Raw genomic sequence first — 21,251 nt, forward strand, 5'->3', positions numbered from 1 at the left:
AACATGGATTCATCGCGCGTGGCGGTCAGATCATCGACGCCACGCTGGTGCCGGCGCCCAGGCAGCACAACAGCCGAGGCGAGAAAGGACTCATCAAGCAAGGCGCGATGCCCGCCGACTGGAAGCCGGCGAAGCGGCGCCAGAAGGACACCGACGCGACCTGGACGAAGAAACACGGCAAGAGCCACTTCGGCTACAAGCTGTCAATCAGTGTCGACAAGAAGCACAAGATCATCCGCCGGATTGAGACCGATACCGCCTCCACGCACGATAGCCAGCACTTTGACAACGTCTTTGACACGAGCAACACGAGTCGTGATGTCTATGCCGATCGAGGCTACCCGTCGGAGGAGCGCGAAGCCTGGCTCAAGGAGAACGGTTTCCGAAACCAGATTCAGCGGAAGGGCAAGCGCAACAAGCTGCTGTCCGAGTGCCAGCAGCGACGCAACAAACGTATTGCCAAGACGCGCGCACGAGTCGAGCACGTGTTCGGCGCTATCGAGCAGATGGGCGGCAAGTTGCTGCGCACTATCGGTCAGGCGCGGGCCAACTTTGCGATGACGATGGTGGCAGCCTGCTACAACCTGAAGCGACTGGTCTACTTCGAAGAGACAGGAATCAGGGCCTTGTGACACCCGAAATGGGCCTAATCGCCAATGTCCTGGGCGATTCGAGGTAAAAACGGCGCGACATCGCCAGGAAAAGCGGCGATTTGTCATGGAAATCGAACCGAATTCGGCCGCGGTCATCATTTTGCGGCAGGATTTACTGAAAACCTCGGGTTATTCGAGGTGCCCTTTCGTCATTTTCGTTGTATCGATCCAAGAAAATACCCTCATGCTTATGCATTTCATCAAGGTGCTCCTGAAATTCGTCAGGCTCCATTTTTACGTGGCCTTGACGTTGCCAATAATGCGTGGCTAGCATGTTTGCTGACGAGAAAATTGAATTGAGAGTTTTGTTTGTATCCTGAAAAATGGTTTCCGTTTCTGTTCCAAATACTGCCATGAACTTATACTTCATGGTATTAAACCGAACAAATATGTCCTTCTTCGATTCGTAGCGCTCGAATACGATATAGCCTCGATCAAGTAGCTGAGATTCTGCCTCAGTTTCATGGGGTGCCCGTTTGCGCGTGCTGCCATCAGTACCGCTAGACCATGGATTTCTGATAAATGAGATTGCATCCTTGACTTCAAAGAATACGGCTAGCGTTTCCTCAGCCAGCTCGATCTTACGTTTACCAATGAATTCCCGTTTCCATGCTCCGACACCTGAAATAATTGCCCAGCATGCAATCATGATGGCTATGGCTTGGGCAATTGTGACTAAATCGGTCATGCACATCCTTCTTTAATGGCTAACGTAATATATATGACATTATTTGTCTTACAAAATAAAAAGGGGCCGCTACCCTATATTATTCTTTCTCTTCGGTTTCTTCGCTGCGTGATGTGATGCGGTATCCCGGTAAATACAGTTCTGCTTAGTCTTGGTATTTATGGGTTGTAACTGAATCCAATAAGAAAGTGTAGCGCCCTTTTTTTCTATCACGCCTCGCCAAGAAAAGAACGAAGCGCCTCGGAGCCTGAGGGCGAAAATAACCAGGCAAGGGCGCAGCAATTTAGAACGGTGGTGGCCCAAAACACAATTTGAAAAGACTGTTTCCTGGATTTGTGACGGAGCAGCCTTTGAGCAGCTAAGGCACCGGGCCAGCCGCCAATTAACGCGTAGAAGTGTAAGGTGCTTTCTGGAGTGCGCCGTTGGTCTTTTCTTGCGGCGGATTTATCAAATGCATAGGCAAGGAATGCAACGGCACTGCCAGCGAGATAGAGCCATAAGACAGCAAAGGGTAACTTGCCGACAAAGGCAGACGCTGTCACAAAAATGAGAAAAGTGGCGACCAAAACGAGTGGGGCATTGCGCCGCTCAGTTGAAATATTTGACGATGCACGCTCTCCGACGAATGCGACATTCATAGCTTGCGCTCGACCCTTGGTATCGACCTTGAGTTCATAGGTCACGATTTCATCTCCGACCGGCCTTCTCTGCCGATTCGAAAACGACCTAATGTGAACGAAGACCTGATTTCCGCCCCCGTTTGGGTATATGAATCCAAAGCCCTTGTCATCTTTCCAGTTTGTTATTTTTCCTTGATAGCGCATATACATTTTCGTAAGAGCTAACGCTGGAGTTGAGCGGCGACGTAGCCGTCCACCTTGAACGAGATGTTCAGGTCGTGGCTAGCACGACCTAACCTTACTCGTTAAGCTCAGAACTCCGCTTCAGACAAGCTATAGGTTTGCATGTTTCCATTCTGCACCTTGTACAGCGTCATCGTGATATTGCTGTATTGAACGCCGTCGTAAGTTTGGATTTCTTCGAGATTAAACGCCTCCGAGCGGGACAGGCCGCCATTGCCAAGGTCGCGGTAGCGAATGTCGTAGCTTCCTGCAGTAATTTTGTTCAAAGTGAAGCTGCCGAACGCAGGGATAAAGAACTGACGGACTGGATAAGCCTGCGCACCGTCCAGAGAAACCAATTTAACAAAAACATCAGCATCGTTTCGGCTGTTATCTACCGTAACCGTTGAGAGACCATCCGCGTACAAACGCTTGTAGCCTCCAACATAACCGGCGGAAACTGGCCAAGGCTGACCATTTGGCGCTGTGCTTAGCCTTACATATTCAGGGTGCACTGGCGCCGGATTTGCTTGATACGGTTTTGGTCCTGGCGGTGGCGTACTCGGCTTGTCGGTAGCCCAAATCCAAACAAAATAGGTAGCGATGCCGTATAGACGCCAATTTCTTAGGACATGCGCAATAACTCCACCAGCGCTTGCCTTTGGAAGTGGTGGCGGCTGTGTTGGGACTTGTCGTGGCGTCTGTTTCGGTTGATTGTTTGGCTTTGTCGTTTGCGCGGATGCTCGCTCTTGTTGTGCCACCCATAGGTCATGCTCTTGGCGCTTATCAGGGCCGGATAACACCTCGTATGAAGTATTGATAATTGCCATGATTCGCGCAGCTTCTGCATTTCCGGGGTTTCGATCTGGGTGAAATTTTTGCGAGAGCGTTTTGTATGCCGCTCGGATGACTTCAGGCGGCGCGTTACGAGCCACCTTCAGATTATCGTAATGAGTGTGAATCTTCACCATGTGGTCAGGAGCCTAACGTAATATATACGACATTATTTGCCTTACAAAAATATCAACTTGTCTGATAGATATCATGCCGAATTCCAACTAACTGACATCATTGTGATTTTATGTTGGCAACAGTCATTCTCAAAGATAATGACGTCAACTATTTCAGAAACTTTATTTAAATCTGATGTGGAACGGCAACTTGAGGTTGTATTGTCCGGATTGAATGGTTTAGTAATCTGACCGCTGTACAATCGGTCCATGCAGTCAGTTTCCGCCTGGCTCAATCAGACTTACGTCCGTATTAAAATATATATGGATTCTTTTATGTCAATACGACGTCACAGTAATCACCTATCAGCGCATCAGGAATTCATTGACAACAATGGCCTTGGGTGTATATTAAATCCACTCGACCAAACCGACACCAAGCTGTAAAAAATATTGGAGTTAAACATCATGAGGGTACATGCTGGTTTGTTAGCAACAATCATTCTGTGTTCACTGGTTTTCGGCGTACAGGCACAACTGATCCAACCCCACCCCACGAGATGGGTATGACGCGACCTTCAAGCAATTTGCAACCGACTCAAAACTGATGACGCCATAAGTGGAATGGAGCTAACACTTCACTACCGACGATGAGGTCTGCTTTCATCCCTGCCGGTGCCAGTCGGCGATCATTTGGTACCCCGAAACAGATAATAAGCTGCATTTTGCTCTTCGCCCTGCTTGCTGTTCAGGTCAAGATCATGCTGGAAGCGTGTTTTGTCATGCCGCAGTTAGCCGCGCAGCAAGGCATGGCACAGATGGAAGGACCCTGCGCTGAACCCGCCGCACCTACTGCGCAACTCTGCCTGGAGTATTGCGAATATTCCGTAAGCAAATCCAGGCTTGCCGATGAGAACCCGTTATTCGATGTTATCCTGGGGTTACCTGCGATAATTCATGTAGCTAATCTGAATTCCGGGTTTTTACCTGTCACTTCATATTCCGTCTTTGTGCCTGCCATCGGGCCGCCTTTGTATCTAATTTTTTCTCGTTTCTTCATTCCTTTCCGCTCCACTTATCTATAGCCGAGAATTTTGCCTGTTTATTGATGCAGGCAAGAATCTTTTATTTCGGTAGACATCTTTGTCTAGTGATGCCCTCTAGCTGTTTCTCCGGGCGCATCATCAAGCGAAAAACATGCTGCATCCTGCCAATGGCTCGAATAGCATCCGTCTGCCTGAATCATCAGAATTATTTGTGCACGTATCAGGAACAAAGACATGAAAAGAAATTTGCGGATTATTTTTATTAATATCTTTATGATTTTTTTGCTGGCTGGGGAAATCGCCATGCAGTCTGTCCATGCCAGTGCCGAATCTCATGAGGGAGTCGCAACGGTGCAGATGATCGACCTGGACAAGGGTATCGCGAGACTTGCCCATGCCCCGATTGATTCTCTCAACTGGTCTGCTATGACCATGAATTTCAGAGTCGGTGAACACGTGCGCTTACAGGGAATCAAGGCGAATGACAAGGTAATCTTCATCTTCATGCAAACGAGTGGAGAATATGTCATCACGGCGATTCGACCTGCTCAATAGATAATGCAGACTATCCATAAAGAAGGTTCATAAAATGGCGGCTCCATTCCAAAAATGCACCAGTAATATATTTTCCATCATCCCGAAACGGTATGTCGCAGTATGGTTACTTGGGTTGCTCCTGCCGCTCGATCCGCAGCAGGCAAGCGCTGGAAACCATACGCATTCACCCATATCGCAGCAAGAAAGCACCCTAGAGACGATCGGGCCAGTTACGCCGCTGGCTGACCTGATCGCCGAAGCACTGGAAAACAATCCGGAAATCCAGGCTGCATTACGAGAGCGTGAAGCAGCTCGGCAGAGGATATCGCCCGCAGAAGCCCTGGATGACCCTATGCTGGAGGCCGGCGTAATCAACGCGCCATTGACTTCCTCGCCGTTCAATCGCGAAGACATGACCATGAAAATGATCGGTCTGTCCCAGCGATTTCCTTTTCCCGGCAAGCGCGGGCTACGTAAGGCAGTTGCAAGCAAGGATGCGGAATCGACCGAATACGCCTGGCAGGAGACCGTAAACCGCGTGGTGCGTGATCTTAAGGTGGCTTATGCTGACCTGTGGCTGACACTGGAAACGACGCGGCTGATCGAAAAAAACAAATTGACGCTGGAAGGGTTGCTGCATCTGGCCGAGCAACATTACGCCGTAGGCATAGGAAGTCAGGCCGATGCGCTAAAAGCACAAACACAGGTCTCCAGAATGCAGAACGAGTTGCTCAAACTGGCGCGGGAACGTCCCGTGATCGAAGCCGAGCTGATTCGCACCCTGGGACAGAGTACTTACGCAGCGACGCTGAATCCTGCACCGCCATCCATACAGTCAACCGCCCTGAATCTGGAATCCCTGCGGGAAACAGCCCTGGCGCAACGGCCCCAATTGCTTGCATTGCAGAGCCTCGCGGCACGCAACCAGAAAGCGCTGGAGCTGGCGCGCAAGGATTACTACCCGGACTTCGATGTGCGCTTGTCGTATGGTCAGCGCGACAGCATGCTCGACGGCAGCCGGCGTCCCGATATGGTTACGATGACAGTGGCAATCAATCTGCCGCTATGGCGTGCCGACAAAATTGAACCTCGTATCGCCGAATCCCTTGCGATGCACCATCAGGCATTGGATCTATATCAGGCACAAAGTAACGAAATTGCCGCCAATTTACGTCAGCAGGTGGCCACGGCCGAGCAGAATTTCAAGTCGATTCAATTATATCGAACGACCATACTGCCACAAGCTAGATTGACAGTCGAATCCGCGCTCGCTGCTTATCAGGTCGGGCAGGTCGATTTTCTCACCTTGCTCGATAGCCAGCTGGCCGTATTCGATTACGAGATCAACCTGGTGACGACAATGGCGAATCACGTCAAGGCGCTGGCGCAGATTGACCTGCTTACGGGTTCAGCACCCTATTCTTCGGGTCGCGAGTAAAAAATGTTGATTCTGCAAATAGTTTATATGTGAGGAAATGTTTTTCATGAGTAGTGAGGTATGAATTTCCAAAAATACCTTTCATATTGATTACCTGAAATATAAGCAAACTGACGAGATTCTATGCAAACATCTATTATCAGAACCGTGTTCATCATTTTTCTGGTTACGGCTTCGCTGGCCGCCGGTTATTGGTGGGGCAGCAGCCGGTCGGACACAACTGCAAGCAGCGCGCCCAGCTCACCCGCACCTTCAGACAGGGAAATTCTCTACTACCGCAATCCGATGGGATTGCCGGATACCTCACTGACGCCCAAAAAAGATCCAATGGGCATGGATTATCTACCTGTTTACGCAGGAGAAGCACCGTCTCCTGATGACGGTATCGTTAGAATCGATACCGAAAAAGTACAGAAACTGGGTGTGCGAACTGAAGCGGTAACATTGCGCCAACTGATTCGCACGGTCAGAGCGGTGGCGACTATTCAGCCGGATGAGCGCCGGTTATACACGTTGACTCCAAAATTCGAAGGCTGGATCCAGCGACTACATGTCAATACCACTGGTCAAGCCGTCAAAAAAGGTGATCTATTGATGGAAGTTTATAGCCCCGCATTGATCACCGCGCAACATGAATACCTGCTCGCCAGAAAAGGGATGCACGGGGTCGCGAGCGGCGGGCTTGAAGCCCGTGCCGGTATGGAAAGGCTGGCAGAGAGTGCCTTGCAACGGTTGCGCAACTGGGATATCGCGGAGACTGAATTGCAACGCTTGCAGCGGGAAGGCGAAATTTGGCAATACCTGCCTCTTCGATCCCGGGCGAGCGGTGTGGTACTGGAAAAACCTTCGATTGAAGGCAAACGCTTCGAATCGGGAGAAATACTCTACCAGATCGCAGATTTATCCAGTGTATGGGCGCTGGCGGATGTATTTGAACAGGACATCGGCCTGATCCATCCCGGTCAAACAGCAACCGTCCGGGTCGACGCCTATCCGGACATGGCGCTCAACGGAGAAGTGGATTTCATTTACCCCACAATCACCCCCGAGACCCGCACCGCCACTGTGCGCATCAAACTACCCAACACTGATGACCTGCTCAAACCTGCCATGTATGCACATGTTGAATTCGCTTCTTTCCACCGTGACAACAAGGTGCTGGCCGTGGCAGATTCAGCTGTGCTTGATACCGGTACGCGGCAGCTGGTACTGGTTGATCTGGGTGAGGGCCGGTTTGAACCACGCACTGTGAAGCTCGGCGCGCGCGCCGATGGCTATGTCGAAGTATTGGGTGGACTGGAAGCGGAGGAAGCCGTAGTGATCAAGGCAAATTTCCTCATCGATGCGGAAAGTAATCTCAAAGCAGCGCTCAACGGTTTTGATCATGACGGCCATTCCATGTTGCCGGATGACAAATCCCACGCGCCACCTGCTACGGCCACCGGATCGGAAACGGCAATACACCAGGGTGAAGGCAGTATCGAAGCTATCGATTTTGCGCATGCCACACTCACGCTGGCGCATGGGCCGATTGCCAGTTTGAACTGGCCTGCGATGCGAATGGATTTCCGGTTAACCGATTCGGACTGGCTGCGTTCGCTGCAACCCGGGCAGAAGGTGATATTCGATTTTATCGAGCAATCCGCTGGCGAGTATGTCATCGTTGCCATCCGGCCAGTCGATGACAATCCTGCCCTCAGCGGCCACAGAGGACACTGAGATGGTCGGCAAGGTCATCGAGTGGTCAATACGGCACGTTTTTCTGGTATTGCTGGCAACCGTTGCAATCATTATCTGGGGCGCATATGCCGTATGGAAAACGCCGGTTGATGCCATTCCGGATCTGTCTGATGTCCAGGTTATCATTTACACGGAATATCCTGGCCAGGCACCGCAGGTAGTCGAAGATCAGATCACCTATCCGCTCACGACGGCCATGCTGAGTGTGCCAAAATCAAAAGTTGTGCGCGGCTTATCGGTTTTTGGCGCGTCATTCATCTATGTCATATTCGAGGACGGCACCGATATCTACTGGGCACGCTCGCGTGTGCTGGAATATCTGAGTTTTGCCACCAATCAATTGCCGAAGGATGTCAAGCCGGCGCTCGGCCCGGATGCCACCGGTGTAGGCTGGGTGTATCAATATGCCGTGACAGCCAAAGATCATTCGCTGGATGAACTGCGCAGTATCCAGGACTGGTTTCTGCGCTATCAATTAGCAGCAACAGAGGGTGTTTCAGAAGTCGCCAGTGTCGGCGGGTTCGAGAAAACCTACCAGATCACGCTTGATCCACAGCATTTGCAAGCCTTTGGCATCTCGCTCAAAACGGTGATCGATGTCGTCGCCCAGAGTAATCGCGACGTCGGCGGACGGGTGATCGAGCTGACCGAAACTGAATACATGGTACGCGGCAAAGGATACCTGCGTGGCATCAGCGATCTTGAGCATCTGGTGGTGAAGGCGCATGAAGGCATACCGGTATTGTTACGTGATGTCGCCCGGATCGAGCTGGCGCCGAATGAGCGTCGCGGCATTGCCGAACTCAATGGTGAAGGGGAAGCGGTTTCAGGCATTGTCGTCGCACGCTATGGCGAGAACGCGCTCGATGTCATCCGCAATGTTGAAGCAAAGCTGGATGAGATGAAACCAGGTCTGCCGGAAGGGATTGAAATACAGCCAGTTTATGACCGCTCCGGCTTGATCGAGCGTGCCATTGCCACGCTGAGCGAGGTGCTGGTCGAACAGGTCATCATCGTCGCACTGGTGAGTGCGATTTTCCTCATGCATGTGCGCAGCGCTCTGGTCGCGATCATCATGCTGCCGGTCGGCGTACTCGTTGCGTTCATCGCCATGTTCCACTTGGGCATCAATTCCAACATCATGAGCCTGGCAGGTATTGCGCTCGCCATTGCAGAAATGACCGACGCGACCATTGTCATGATCGAGAATGCGCACAAACATCTCGCGAGACTCGGTGACCGCGCATCTACCGCAGCGCGCAGGCAAGCTATCATTGCCGCCTGTCGGGAGGTTGGTCCGGCGCTGTTCTTCAGCCTGCTGATTATTATTGTTTCATTTCTGCCGATATTCACGCTGCAGGACCAGGAGGGACGCTTATTCGAGCCGCTCGCCCTGACCAAGACATTTGCCATGGCAGGCGCCGCGCTACTTTCCATTACGCTGGTGCCGGCACTGATGATGCTGTTACTGCGTGATCGTATTCCGCGCGAACAGGATCATCCGCTGGGTCGGCTGATGATCCTGTTATACCTGCCTATCATTGCCCGGGTTATTCAATGGAAAAAAACGATCCTCGTAGCAGCGTTCCTGGTGCTGGGATTAACCATTTACCCGGCGCAAAGACTGGGCACCGAATTTATGCCACCGTTGAATGAAGGTACGCTGCTGTATATGCCCGTGACACTGCCGGGCATTTCGGTTACGAAAGCAGCAGAAACCCTGCAAACCCAGAACAAGATTATCAAAAGCTTTCCGGAGGTGGCATCGGTATTCGGCAAAGCCGGGCGTGCCAACACCGCAACCGATCCGGCCCCGCTGGAAATGACCGAAACCATCATCAACCTGAAGCCCGAAAATGACTGGCGTCCCGGCATGACCCTCGACAAGCTGATCACGGAGCTGGATCAGGCACTGCAACTTCCCGGCTTCAGCAACGCATGGACAATGCCGATCAAAAACCGCATCGACATGCTCACCACTGGCATCCGCACACCAGTCGGAATCAAAGTATTCGGTAATGATCTGATGGAGCTGGAAAAGCTAGGAAAACAGATCGAAGCGGCAGTCAAAACCGTGTCGGGCACCAGCAGCGCTTACGCAGAACGGACCACCGGCGGCTATTATCTCGATATTGAACCTGATCGCATGGCGTTGGCGCGCTATGGACTGGCAGTCGGCGATTTGCTGGATGTGATTACCGCTGCACTGGGAGGAGAAACGATTACCACCACGGTGGAAGGCCGTGAACGCTATGCCGTCACGATGCGCTACCCACGTGAGCTGCGCAGCGATCCGCAAGCCATTGCCACGCAGGTGCTGGTGCCCGCCATGGGAGACGCAATGATTCCGCTCGGCCAGCTTGCCCGAGTCAGGCTGGTGCAGGGCGCGCCTGCTATCCGCACTGAAAATGCACTACTGGCCGCCTATATTTTTGTTGACATTCATGATCGCGATATCGGCAGCTATATTGCGGATGCGCAGCAGGCCGTACTTGATCAGGTGCAATTTCCACCTGGCTACTATGCCGTCTGGAGTGGTCAGTTCGAGTATATGCAACGCGCTACCGAAAAATTGAAAATAGTGGTGCCATTTACGCTGCTGATTATCTTTGTACTGATCTATTTGAACTTCAACCGTTTTACCGAAACTCTGATTGTCATGCTGTCAGTACCCTTTTCCGTGGTCGGCGGTATTTGGCTGATGGACTGGCTTGGCTACAACCTGAGTATCGCGGCAGCAGTCGGCTTCATTGGTCTCATCGGGATTGCGGCAGAGACGGGCGTCGTCATGCTGACTTTTCTCGATCAGGCGTTTGGAGCCATCCAGGCAAAGCGCCATGCCGCAGGTGAGATTGTCACGACCAGCGATCTTTATGCTGCAGTAACAGAAGGCGCGACGAGCCGGATACGTCCGGTCATGATGACCATCGCGGGCAGTGTTTTAGGCCTGCTGCCAGTGATGCTGAGCACGGGTACTGGCTCCGAAGTGACACGACGCATCGCCGCACCGATGGTTGGCGGCATGGTCTCGGCTACGGTACTGACGTTGATCATCCTGCCCGCGGTTTATGTACTGGCCAAGGAAATCTCGATCCAGTCAAAAAAGTGATTTCAAGGACAGTTTATTTGTTCTCTATACTGTAGTTGCAGCAGGACGTTTATTAAGTAATAATGCCTGGTTTAGAAAATCCGCCTTTATGAGGAAAACACAAATGAAAGCAGGGATTCATCCGGAATATAATGAAATAGCGGTAACTTGTAGTTGTGGCGAAACATTCGTTACCAGATCGACACTTAATAAGCCCTTACACATCGAGGTGTGCTCGGCCTGCCACCCCTTTTATACTGGCAAACAAAAAATTGTTGATACTGCGGGCAGGGTCGAAAAATTCAACCAGAAATATGGCAACCGCTTTCAGAATCAGAAGCAGCCGTAACACTCTTCTGCTATTGCCAGCAGGCCGCATTATTTGATTCTGAGTGTATCCCTGTCCGGAAAAAACAGGGATATTCTCTGCAGACCTGCTTTCTAGTAGCTTGTTTTACAGGATTTATTTGTATTACGCTTGCTGGTAAGCGCTTCATCTGCACTCCCCGGCAAGGGGTTCCTGGTTCTTCCATTCTTTGTTCCTCCAGTCAGCGTGCGCAACCATGAAATTTACTACCAGGCTGTTGATCTGGATGATCGCAGGATTTGCCACTGGCAGTCTGATCAATATCTTTTTCATCCAGGTCAATCTGATTCAGGAATATCTGGTGGAAGGCTTGTTTCATATCGTTGGCGCCACTTTCATCAACCTCCTCAAACTGCTGGTCGTGCCGATAGTAACTTGTTCGCTGATCAGTGGCATCTGTGCAGTTGGCGACATCCGCAAGCTTGGACGCGTCGGATTCAAGGCATTTTTACTGTTTATTCTGACGACAGCCCTGGCTATTACGTTGGCACTGGGCATCTCACTAATACTGGAACCCGGTAAGGGAATTAACCTGGTCGCATCTAGTACTGTCGAACTTGATATTCAGGCTCCGCCATCACTGGTAACGACTCTGATCAATCTGGTGCCGACTAACCCGGTGGCCGCATTTGCCCAGGGCGAAATGTTACAGATCATTTTCTTCGTGGTTTTGTTCGCGACCGGCCTGATAGCTGTCGGTGAACGTGCCCGCCCCGTCGTTGTGCTATTCGATCAATTAAATGAAGTCATGATGCAGATCGTCAAACTGGTGATGCATGTTGCACCCTACGGGGTGTTTGCACTGATGGCCAAAACTTTCTCGACGCACGGCCCCGGTTTGATTCTGCCAATGATGGGGTATTTTGGCAGCGTGGTGGCGATACTCCTCCTGCATACAGTCGGCACCCTCATGTTGTTGCTGAAATTACTTGGGCGACTCGACCCTAAGCAATTCATGCGTAAAATAAGGGGCTTGTTGATATTTGCCTTTAGTACCGCCAGCTCCAATGCTACCCTTCCAGTCACACTCAGTACTGCGGAAAAGCGCCTCGGTATCAATAATTCCATTGCCTCATTTGTCATTCCACTCGGTGCTACCATCAACATGGATGGTACTGCCATTATGCAGGGCGTGGCGACAGTATTCATTGCCAATGTTTACGGGATCGAACTAGGATTAGGCAGTTACCTGATGATCATCTTGATGACCGTTCTCGCCTCAATTGGTACCGCTGGTGTTCCCGGTGTGGGACTGATAATGCTCGCAATGGTGTTTCAGCAGGTCGGATTACCCTTGGAAGGCATTGCATTGATCATGGGAATCGATCGCTTGCTGGACATGCTCAGAACCGCAGTTAATGTTACGGGTGATACTGTTGTTGCAGCTATTGTTGCACGCAGTGAAAATGAGTTTTCTATCACAATTTTTCAGAGTGATAATCAGGATTACCATTCCGATGAACTGGTCTAATCAAAAAATATTCAGACACAGGCCATTAATTTTACTTTAAGGTGCCTCTAAAAATTTATATTTGCGAGCATCCCTTTCGAGGATTGCCTGCTTACCTCATCTCATCACAATACTTCATTGCTCACAAAAAATGTTCCCTAACATGCCAGTTATATGCTGCGTCAACATTTTTTACTCACGGCTTTTAGAAAGTATTGAATACGTAATCTGACGATATTTAAATAAATCCAATCCCTGGTATGTTGTTGCAACTCGCCAGGAAAACAATTTGTTCGTCATTCATTTTGTATAGTTGGCCAAATCCGGCAAGGAATTTTGTTAGAATACCTTTTTCCAACAAACTAATTTTATGAGGAATTTAATGGCTGCCGAAAGGACTTTATCCATAATCAAACCGGATGCTGTGGCTAAAAATGTGATTGGTCAGATTTATGCCAGATTTGAAGCGGCTGGATTGAAAATCATTGCGGCGCGCATGACTCATTTATCGAAAAATGAAGCGGAACAGTTTTATGCGGTCCACAAAGATCGGCCTTTTTTTAAGGATCTGGTCGATTTTATGGTTTCCGGGCCAGTCATGATCCAAGTGCTGGAAGGGGAAAATGCTATTGCTAAAAATCGTGAGTTAATGGGAGCGACCGATCCGAAAAAAGCAGAAAAAGGAACTATTCGGGCGGATTTTGCCGACAGTATCGATGCCAATGCCGTCCATGGCTCTGATGCACCTGAAGCCGCCACGATTGAGATTGCCTGCTTTTTCCCTGCGTTGAGTATTTATTCGCGTTGATCGCGTATTGGCCGGATTTTACGGGTTGGTTTGACGTAATTTTGCCAAGTTGGCAAGAGAGTTCATTAGATGCTTAATTTGCTGGATTTCAATGAAGAAGGGCTTGTCGATTTCTGCCGGGAAATAGGAGAAAAACCCTATCGTGCCCGGCAGCTGCTGCGCTGGATTCATCAGTCCGGTAAAACAGAATTTGCCGAAATGAGCGATCTGGCTAAACAGTTACGGCAGAAACTGGCAGGAACGGCTGCGATTGAACCACCCAAAGTCGTTAGTGACCATGCCGCTTTCGATGGAACGCGCAAATGGCTGATTTCAACTGGCGAGAAGAATGCAGTTGAAACCGTGTTCATTCCGGAATCCAATCGCGGTACGCTCTGTGTGTCCAGTCAGGTCGGATGTGCGCTGGCCTGTAGTTTTTGTGCGACCGGCCGACAAGGGTTCAACCGTAATCTGACCGTTGCGGAGATCATTGGTCAGTTGTGGCTGGCAAATCGGTTGTTGAGCACCGATCAATCACTCAATTCCGAGCGAGCGGTCACGAACGTCGTAATGATGGGAATGGGTGAGCCACTGGCCAATTTTGAAAATCTGGTGCAGGCGCTGGATCTGATGCTGAGCGATTATGCTTATGGGTTGTCACGTCGGCGTGTTACCGTCAGTACTTCGGGACTGGTGCCCGCTATTGATCGATTGCGCGAGCGCTGCCCGGTTGCACTTGCAGTATCGCTGCATGCGCCCAACGACGCCTTACGTGATCAACTGGTGCCCATCAACAAAAAATATCCAATTAAGGAGTTGCTGGCTGCCTGCGAACGTTATCTTCCAGAGGCGCCACGGGATTTCGTGACGTTTGAGTACATTATGCTTGACGGTATCAACGACAGCATCGAGCAGGCGCGCGAACTGGTACAGCTGGTCAGAGTCATTCCGTGTAAACTGAATTTGATTCCGTTTAATACATTTGTCAATTCTGGCTATCAACGTTCGAGCACGGCTGCAATTGACCGTTTTCGTGAAGTACTGTCAGAGGCCGGTATTGTTAACACGGTACGTAAAACTCGTGGTGATGATATTGCGGCAGCTTGTGGTCAACTTGCCGGACAAGTGCAGGATAAAACCCGCCGAACAGCTCTGAATTCAATTGTGGCGGGGTAAATTGGATATCCCTGAAAAATGAAATCTCTAGATTTTATGGCAAAAAAATTAGCTGCAGGATGGTTATTTTTCTGTCTGATTTACCTCACAGGCTGTGCACATACATCCATTGCTGATAAATCCACGCCGGAAGAGTTAAAACAGAAGGCATTACAGAGTGCGGTCGTGCATACTGAACTAGCGGGACAGTATTATCAGCGGGGCCAGTACCGGGTGGCAATCGAGGAAGCCGGTATTGCGCTCAAATCCAAACCGGATTATGCCCCCGCTTACAATATGCTGGGTTTGATTTATATGGACTTGCAGGAAGATACACGCGCAGAGGAGAATTTTGAACGCGCTCTTAAAATCGCAGGGAATGATCCTGATACTCACAACAATTATGGCTGGTTTCTTTGCCAGCGGAGAGAGAGCCGGATCGAACAGTCGGTCAGTCATTTTATGCAGGCGATCAGCGATCCCCTATACGATGTTCCTGAAAAAAGTTATACAAATGCGGGTTTATGCATATTGAAATTACCCGATTACGATCGCGCACGGACATTTTTTCGTGAAGCACTAATTATTCGCCCCGGCTATGCGCTTGCCCGGCTTGGATTGATTGAGCTCGATCTGAAAAGAGGCAACCTGGAAACAGCTGAGTCTGAAATCGCACGGCATTTAAAGACTTATCCCGCCACAGCTGAGAGTTTATGGCTGGCTGTTCGGATCGCCCAGGCAAGCAATGATATGAATGCGCGGGCAAATTATGCTTTTCAATTACAGAGACGCTTTCCTGATTCCAGGGAAGCAAGAGCACTGCGTGCAGGTAAGGTAAATCATGAGTGAAAATCAGAGGGACAACGAATCACAAATTCCGGCGGATGCAGAGATTGTTCAGGTACCACCTGACGATCTATCTAAGAACAAACCGCTATCAGATGATGAAGTCATGCTGGATCTTCACCAGAATGGCGAGGAATTATCTGATTCTGCCAATCTTGCGTCCAGCGATCAGCCAGTCGAGAAGTCGACAGAAACAAACATAACGACTTCGCTGGGAGAGTTGTTGCGTGATGAAAGAATCCGGCAGGGGCTGAGTCTCAGTGAAGTGGCGCGCCGTCTGTGTTTATCGGAGCAGCAAGTTTCGGCAATTGAATCACAGTCCTATGCTTCGCTACCTTCGCCTACCTCTACCTTCCTGAGAGGGTATGTGCGTAATTATGCACGGATACTGCGACTTACCAATGTGGATCAATTGCTGCAGATGCTGCCACATAACCTGCCAGCACAAGTACATGCAGATGGCAGTCTGGTGCGAAGTATGCAGCCGATCAAACCACTTTCGAGTTATGGGCATGATGGCGGAGGCGGGAAGTGGCTGTATTCGCTGCTGATAATAGGGGTATTGCTGGTGGGCTACCTTTTTTTTCAATCAGACAAGCTTGATCAAGAGTCATCTGCTTTACTGGGTGATCTGGATTTGCCTTCCCTGCCCGGAAGTGACTTTACGGATGGGCAGGAAGCAATTGAACTACCTTTGCCGGCAACCTTGCCATCTCTTTCTACGGGAACGCCTTTTGCTCTGCCGCCCGTTACGCAGCCCGATCAAGTGAAGGAGGCTTTAGCCGGAACAAAACCGCCCACTGATCAATCGAATGAATCTGCTGCAGCAGAAGAACATGAAGCAGCTAAATCATTGCATTTTTCTTTTTCACGCGATTCCTGGGTCAAGGTGAAAGATAGCGAAGGTAAAGTCATTCTGGAAAAAATTCATGCACGTGGTTCCGAACATACAATCAATGGGAAGCCGCCGTTGTATCTGGTGATTGGTAATGCAGCAGGAGTAACGCTTACTTATGATGGACGCAAAGTGGATCTTGCTCCCTATACCCGCGGTAACGATGACGTTGCACGCTTTTCGCTAGAGTAATCAATTACGATGAACAGGCTGTTTAAGTACCAAACTATTCAATTACTTATATAATCTCATGTTAACAAATATATTTGTCAGTTCACGCAGAAAATGTGTTGGAGTTAAAGTGGGATCGGTCATCATTGGTGGTGATGCGCCAGTCGTAGTGCAATCCATGACCAATACGGATACCGCTGATGAAATTTCCACGACTCAGCAAGTAGCGCAGCTGGCACGAGCTGGCTCGGAGTTGGTCAGAATTACCGTCAATAATGCAGAATCTGCTGCAGCAGTCGCCGGTATCCGTGCGAGACTGGATGCGATGGGTTGCGATGTGCCGTTGGTTGGAGATTTTCATTTCAATGGGCACAAGTTGTTGAGTACGTATCCAGAATGCGCACAGGCGCTGGCGAAATACCGCATCAATCCTGGAAATGTCGGGCATGGCAAGAAACGTGATGAGCAATTTTCAACCTTGATCGAGATCGCTTGTAAATATGACAAGCCAGTACGGATCGGCGTCAATTGGGGTAGCCTCGATCCAGAAATGCTGGCACGCATCATGGATGAGAATGCCCGTTTGCCGCAACCACTGGATGCAGGACAAGTCATGCGTAAGGCATTGATTACCTCTGCGCTGGAAAGTGCTGCCAAGGCGGAAGAGCTCGGGCTGCCACGCGACCATATCGTACTGTCGTGCAAGGTGAGCGGTGTGCGGGATTTGATTGCGGTCTACAGCGAGCTTGCCAGGCAGTGTGATTATGCTTTGCATCTGGGGTTGACCGAAGCCGGCATGGGTTCCAAGGGGATCGTTGCTTCAACGGCGGCTCTGTCTACCCTGTTGTTCTCAGGTATTGGCGATACCATTCGTATTTCGCTAACGCCGGAACCGGGAGGAGACCGTACTCGTGAAGTGATCGTTGCACAGGAAATACTGCAGACCATGGGATTGCGTGCCTTTGTGCCGTTGGTAGCTGCTTGCCCAGGTTGTGGCCGTACCACCAGCACGTATTTTCAGGAGCTGGCGGAAAGTATCCAGGCATACGTTCGCGAGGAGATGGTTGACTGGCGGGATCAGTATGATGGTGTTGAAAACATGACACTGGCGGTGATGGGTTGTGTCGTCAATGGCCCGGGTGAGAGCAAACATGCCAACATCGGTATCAGCTTGCCCGGATCGGGCGAGAATCCGGTCGCGCCAGTATTTGTCGATGGGCAAAAAACCGTAACGCTCAAGGGCGACAATATTGCCGGGGAGTTTCGTTCCATTGTTGACGAATACGTACGTGCTCGTTACCAGAAAAAAAGCGTTAATGTCTAGTGCAATTCGTGCCGTCCGCGGGATGAATGATATCCTGCCGGGCGAGAGCGATAAGTGGGGCTATTTTGAAGATACGATTCGTACTTGGCTTGCTACTTATGGTTATCGTAATTTACGTACACCGGTGGTGGAACAGACTGACTTGTTTGTACGTTCGATTGGTAGTGTCACTGATATCGTCGAAAAAGAGATGTACACGTTTATCGATCATCTCAATGGTGAGCAGCTGACATTACGTCCGGAAGGGACAGCTTCCTGTGTGCGCGCGGTTATTGAACACAATTTGCTGTACACCGGGCCGCAGCGGCTGTATTACAGCGGGCCGATGTTCCGGCATGAACGTCCACAAAAAGGGCGCTATCGGCAGTTTCATCAAGTTGGTGTTGAAGCACTTGGCTTTGCAGGCCCCGATATTGATGCCGAACACATTATTATGTGTGCCAGGTTATGGCGTCTATTAGACATCACGCCTGTTCGCCTGGAGATTGGCACGCTTGGCAATCTGGAGTCGCGCACAATTTATCGTGCCAGATTGATTAATTATCTCGAAAGATTTACTGATCAGCTTGATGAAGATGCCCGCCGTCGCTTGCACAGTAATCCACTGCGTATTCTTGACAGCAAGAACCCTGCCGTGCAGGAGCTATTGAAAGATGCTCCCAGACTGTTTGATGACCTGGATGAGGAATCTCTGGCGCATTTCGAGTCTCTACAAACCATTCTGCGGAATCGTGGAGTAGATTTCACGATCAACCCGCGTCTTGTCAGAGGGCTGGATTACTATAATCGTACGGTATTCGAGTGGGTAAGCGATCGTCTTGGTGCGCAGGGCACCATTTGCGCGGGTGGTCGTTACGATGGGCTGATTGCGCAGGTAGGAGGGAAGCCGGCGCCTGCTTGTGGTTTCGCTATGGGAATTGAGCGAATCCTGGCGCTGATGGCTGATCTGAATGGAATATACACAGCGAACCGTCCTGATGTTTATGTGGTTCATCAGGGTGAAATGGCAACTGGTTTTGCATGGGAGGTTGCTGAATATTTGCGTGATCAGGGAGTAAAAGTGATTTTGCATAACGGCGCGGGGGCTTTCAAAGGACAAATGAAAAAAGCTGATGCCAGTGGCGCCCAGTTTGCGGCTATTATCGGAGATGATGAAGCGCAAGTCAGGAAAATCAGCCTTAAACCGTTACGTGAACCAGCCGAGCAGGTAAGTGTGGATATGGCAGAAATTAGCATACTAGTAAGAAAAATTAATCCGACAAAAAACTAATCCGTCAGGAAGGAATAATACGATGTCAGCACTTGATTTTGAGGAACAGGAAAAAATTGATCGGTTAAAAGCCTGGTGGGCTGCCAATGGCAATATTATTTTGCTGAGCTTGGCGATTCTGGTTGCCAGTGTCGCTGGTAACCGGTTATGGCACCATTACAAAAGTCAGCAGGCGGAGCAAGCGGCTGATTTGTATGCAGTACTTCAACAACAGTTGGATAAGGGTGGTGAAGCTGCAAAAATCCGGGATGCGGCACTATTATTAACAGAAGGTTTTGCCAGTAGCGGCTACGCTTCGCGTGCAGCTTTGATTTCAGCTCAGGCAAGCTTCAAGGCTGGCGATATTCCCGCTGCCAAGACCATGTTGCAATGGGTTTTGGATAAATCCGAAGAGATGGAATTGAAGGATCTGGCACGCTTACGCCTGGCGGGAATCTTGCTGGATGAGCAACAGTTTGAGCAGGCGCTTTCCTTATTGAATGCAAAGCACGGATCTTCATTTGTGGGACTTTATGCAGATCTGCGTGGGGACGTGCTCGTTGCTTCCGGAAATGTAAAAGAGGCACGTGCAGCCTATCAGCAAGCACTTGATCGTCTGGATGAACGGAGTTCCTACCAGAATATCGTGCAAATGAAAATGGATGCGTTAAGAGATTAGTCGATGACTATCAGCATGCGCTCATGCAGATTTTTTTCGGTTTTATTGCTGCGAAGTACGGGTATTGGCCTAATGCTGATCATGTTAAGTGGCTGTGAAAGTCTGGGTTTGGGTAGTCTGGGTGGAGGACATTTCACTGATCTTTTCAGTAAAGATACCGATGAAGTTGAGATAGATGAGGCGGAGATAGCTGCTCTTGCTGCCGCACCGAATATAGAACGTTTGTGGCAGGTAAAGCTGACAGAGAGTAAAACAGCGGTATTCTATCCTGTCTATGAGAATGGCGGACTGTACGTTGCGGATGAGGATGGGTCGCTGATCAGACTGGATGCGAGTTCAGGCGAAGAAGTTTGGCAGATTGATACCGGCAAACGTTTGTCTGGTGGCGTCGGTATTGGTGAAGGCTTGATTCTGCTGGGAACCTACAAAGGCGAAGTTTTAGCTTTTGATGAGTCTGGCAGTTTATTATGGCAAGCTCAGGTGAGTAGCGAAATTCTTAGCCCTCCCCACGTAACTAGCGGAATTGTTGTGGTGCGTACTGGTGACGGCAGGCTCTTTGGACTAAATGCAGATGATGGTTCACGTATCTGGGTTTATCAAGGCGCCACGCCACCCTTGACGGTACGAAGTTATGCCGGTGTATCCCTGTTTGCTGGCGCAGTTTTTGCTGGTTTTCCGGGAGGCAAGTTGATCGCGGTTAATCTGCAGGATGGCAATGTGGGTTGGGAGGCAACGGTTGCGCTACCTCGTGGGGTGACGGAACTTGAACGTATGACCGATATCAGTAGCCTGCCTGCTATCGATCAGAACAGCGTTTGTGCCGTAGCTTATCGTGGCCGTGTTGCCTGCTTTGAGCTTGCCAGTGGTAGCCAGATCTGGAGCAAGGAAGCCTCAAGTAACGCGGGACTGGTCATGGACAATCAGCGAGTTTATGTCAGTGAAGAGCGAGGAGTACTGGCGGCCTATGACAGGAGCAGTGGTGTCACTGACTGGAAACAAAGTAAGCTTGGTGGCCGCAAGATTACATTACCGTTGATTGTGCGTGGTGCGCGCTTGGTCATTGGCGATGACGAGGGATATGTCATGATACTTAACCGTAACGATGGCGCTTTACTGGCACGTGCTCCTACCGATGGCAGTCCAATCCTGTCTGTGCCGGAATTTCTCCCGGATGGATTTGTGGTGCATACTCAGAAAGGGGGAGTGTTTGCATTTTTTCTGCCATAGTTTGCCTGGTAATAGAGGTTTTTCCCGGCGCTGTGCATTCCAAACCGTTGTTAATAGATTGGAAGTCCTCATTTTATCTGGTCATTAGCTGCAAATTTGCTTTTCCAACTGACCATTAA

General features: G+C 50.1%; 19 protein-coding genes. 16 read left to right on the forward strand and 3 right to left on the reverse strand.

Features of this window, described 5'->3' with window-relative positions:
* Positions 1-632 (forward strand): IS5 family transposase (locus NSMM_RS14025; protein WP_143001963.1); only part of this gene is annotated, 632 nt, incomplete at its 5' end.
* A gap of 133 nt (positions 633-765) precedes the next feature.
* Here the strand turns inward: NSMM_RS14025 and NSMM_RS14030 are convergent.
* From NSMM_RS14030 to NSMM_RS14040, 3 genes are all read right to left on the reverse strand, one after another.
* A complete protein-coding gene (locus NSMM_RS14030) occupies positions 766-1,341 on the reverse strand; it encodes a hypothetical protein (protein ID WP_176753991.1) in 576 nt (191 codons plus the stop codon).
* Positions 1,342-1,550: 209 nt separating this feature from the next.
* The gene (locus tag NSMM_RS14035; RefSeq protein WP_342671800.1) at positions 1,551-2,171 is read right to left on the reverse strand and encodes a DUF1294 domain-containing protein; all 621 of its coding nucleotides are present in this window, start codon (positions 2,169-2,171) and stop codon (positions 1,551-1,553) included.
* 101 nt (positions 2,172-2,272) lie between these two features.
* The gene (locus NSMM_RS14040; protein WP_090288405.1) at positions 2,273-3,154 is read right to left on the reverse strand and encodes a J domain-containing protein; all 882 of its coding nucleotides are present in this window, start codon (positions 3,152-3,154) and stop codon (positions 2,273-2,275) included.
* Positions 3,155-3,783: 629 nt separating this feature from the next.
* On the opposite strand from NSMM_RS14040, the gene NSMM_RS14045 reads away from it, so the two are divergent.
* From NSMM_RS14045 to bamB, 15 genes are all read left to right on the forward strand, one after another.
* Positions 3,784-4,218 carry a hypothetical protein gene (locus NSMM_RS14045; RefSeq protein ID WP_090288407.1) on the forward strand — a complete coding sequence of 145 codons (435 nt, stop codon included), beginning with the start codon at positions 3,784-3,786 and terminating at the stop codon, positions 4,216-4,218.
* A gap of 195 nt (positions 4,219-4,413) precedes the next feature.
* Positions 4,414-4,734 carry a copper-binding protein gene (locus NSMM_RS14050; RefSeq protein ID WP_090288409.1) on the forward strand — a complete coding sequence of 107 codons (321 nt, stop codon included), beginning with the start codon at positions 4,414-4,416 and terminating at the stop codon, positions 4,732-4,734.
* Between the two features lie 34 nt (positions 4,735-4,768).
* Complete coding sequence (locus NSMM_RS14055; protein WP_090288411.1) at positions 4,769-6,154, forward strand: TolC family protein; 1,386 nt, start codon at positions 4,769-4,771, stop codon at positions 6,152-6,154.
* 123 nt (positions 6,155-6,277) lie between these two features.
* Positions 6,278-7,873: an efflux RND transporter periplasmic adaptor subunit gene (locus NSMM_RS14060; RefSeq protein WP_090288413.1), complete on the forward strand. Its 1,596-nt coding sequence runs from the start codon at positions 6,278-6,280 to the stop codon at positions 7,871-7,873.
* 1 nt (position 7,874) lies between these two features.
* Complete coding sequence (locus NSMM_RS14065; RefSeq protein WP_090288414.1) at positions 7,875-11,003, forward strand: efflux RND transporter permease subunit; 3,129 nt, start codon at positions 7,875-7,877, stop codon at positions 11,001-11,003.
* A 103-nt stretch (positions 11,004-11,106) separates the two neighbouring features.
* Entirely contained in the window at positions 11,107-11,331 is a 225-nt protein-coding gene (rpmE, locus tag NSMM_RS14070) for a 50S ribosomal protein L31 (protein WP_090288415.1), read from the forward strand.
* A 214-nt stretch (positions 11,332-11,545) separates the two neighbouring features.
* On the forward strand, positions 11,546-12,820 hold the full coding sequence (locus NSMM_RS14075; protein ID WP_090288418.1) for a dicarboxylate/amino acid:cation symporter: 1,275 nt from the start codon (positions 11,546-11,548) through the stop codon (positions 12,818-12,820).
* Positions 12,821-13,181: 361 nt separating this feature from the next.
* Complete coding sequence (ndk, locus tag NSMM_RS14080) at positions 13,182-13,607, forward strand: nucleoside-diphosphate kinase (RefSeq protein WP_090288420.1); 426 nt, start codon at positions 13,182-13,184, stop codon at positions 13,605-13,607.
* A gap of 69 nt (positions 13,608-13,676) precedes the next feature.
* On the forward strand, positions 13,677-14,762 hold the full coding sequence (gene rlmN / locus NSMM_RS14085) for a dual-specificity RNA methyltransferase RlmN (protein ID WP_090288422.1): 1,086 nt from the start codon (positions 13,677-13,679) through the stop codon (positions 14,760-14,762).
* Between the two features lie 18 nt (positions 14,763-14,780).
* Positions 14,781-15,590, forward strand: coding sequence for a type IV pilus biogenesis/stability protein PilW (pilW, locus tag NSMM_RS14090; RefSeq protein ID WP_245654827.1), 810 nt, complete (start codon positions 14,781-14,783; stop codon positions 15,588-15,590).
* Complete coding sequence (locus NSMM_RS14095; RefSeq protein WP_090288426.1) at positions 15,583-16,674, forward strand: RodZ domain-containing protein; 1,092 nt, start codon at positions 15,583-15,585, stop codon at positions 16,672-16,674. The genes pilW and NSMM_RS14095 overlap by 8 nt, the downstream gene beginning before the upstream one ends.
* 58 nt (positions 16,675-16,732) lie before the next feature.
* Positions 16,733-17,977, forward strand: coding sequence for a flavodoxin-dependent (E)-4-hydroxy-3-methylbut-2-enyl-diphosphate synthase (ispG, locus tag NSMM_RS14100; RefSeq protein WP_090288428.1), 1,245 nt, complete (start codon positions 16,733-16,735; stop codon positions 17,975-17,977).
* Positions 17,970-19,247, forward strand: coding sequence for a histidine--tRNA ligase (hisS, locus tag NSMM_RS14105; RefSeq protein ID WP_090288430.1), 1,278 nt, complete (start codon positions 17,970-17,972; stop codon positions 19,245-19,247). Before ispG ends, hisS begins: the two co-directional genes overlap by 8 nt.
* A gap of 22 nt (positions 19,248-19,269) precedes the next feature.
* A complete protein-coding gene (locus tag NSMM_RS14110; protein ID WP_090288432.1) occupies positions 19,270-19,905 on the forward strand; it encodes a YfgM family protein in 636 nt (211 codons plus the stop codon).
* 3 nt (positions 19,906-19,908) lie between these two features.
* On the forward strand, positions 19,909-21,132 hold the full coding sequence (bamB, locus tag NSMM_RS14115; protein ID WP_090288434.1) for an outer membrane protein assembly factor BamB: 1,224 nt from the start codon (positions 19,909-19,911) through the stop codon (positions 21,130-21,132).
* Positions 21,133-21,251: the final 119 nt, after the last annotated feature.

This window comes from Nitrosomonas mobilis (genome assembly GCF_900103035.1).
Lineage (GTDB): Bacteria > Pseudomonadota > Gammaproteobacteria > Burkholderiales > Nitrosomonadaceae > Nitrosomonas > Nitrosomonas mobilis.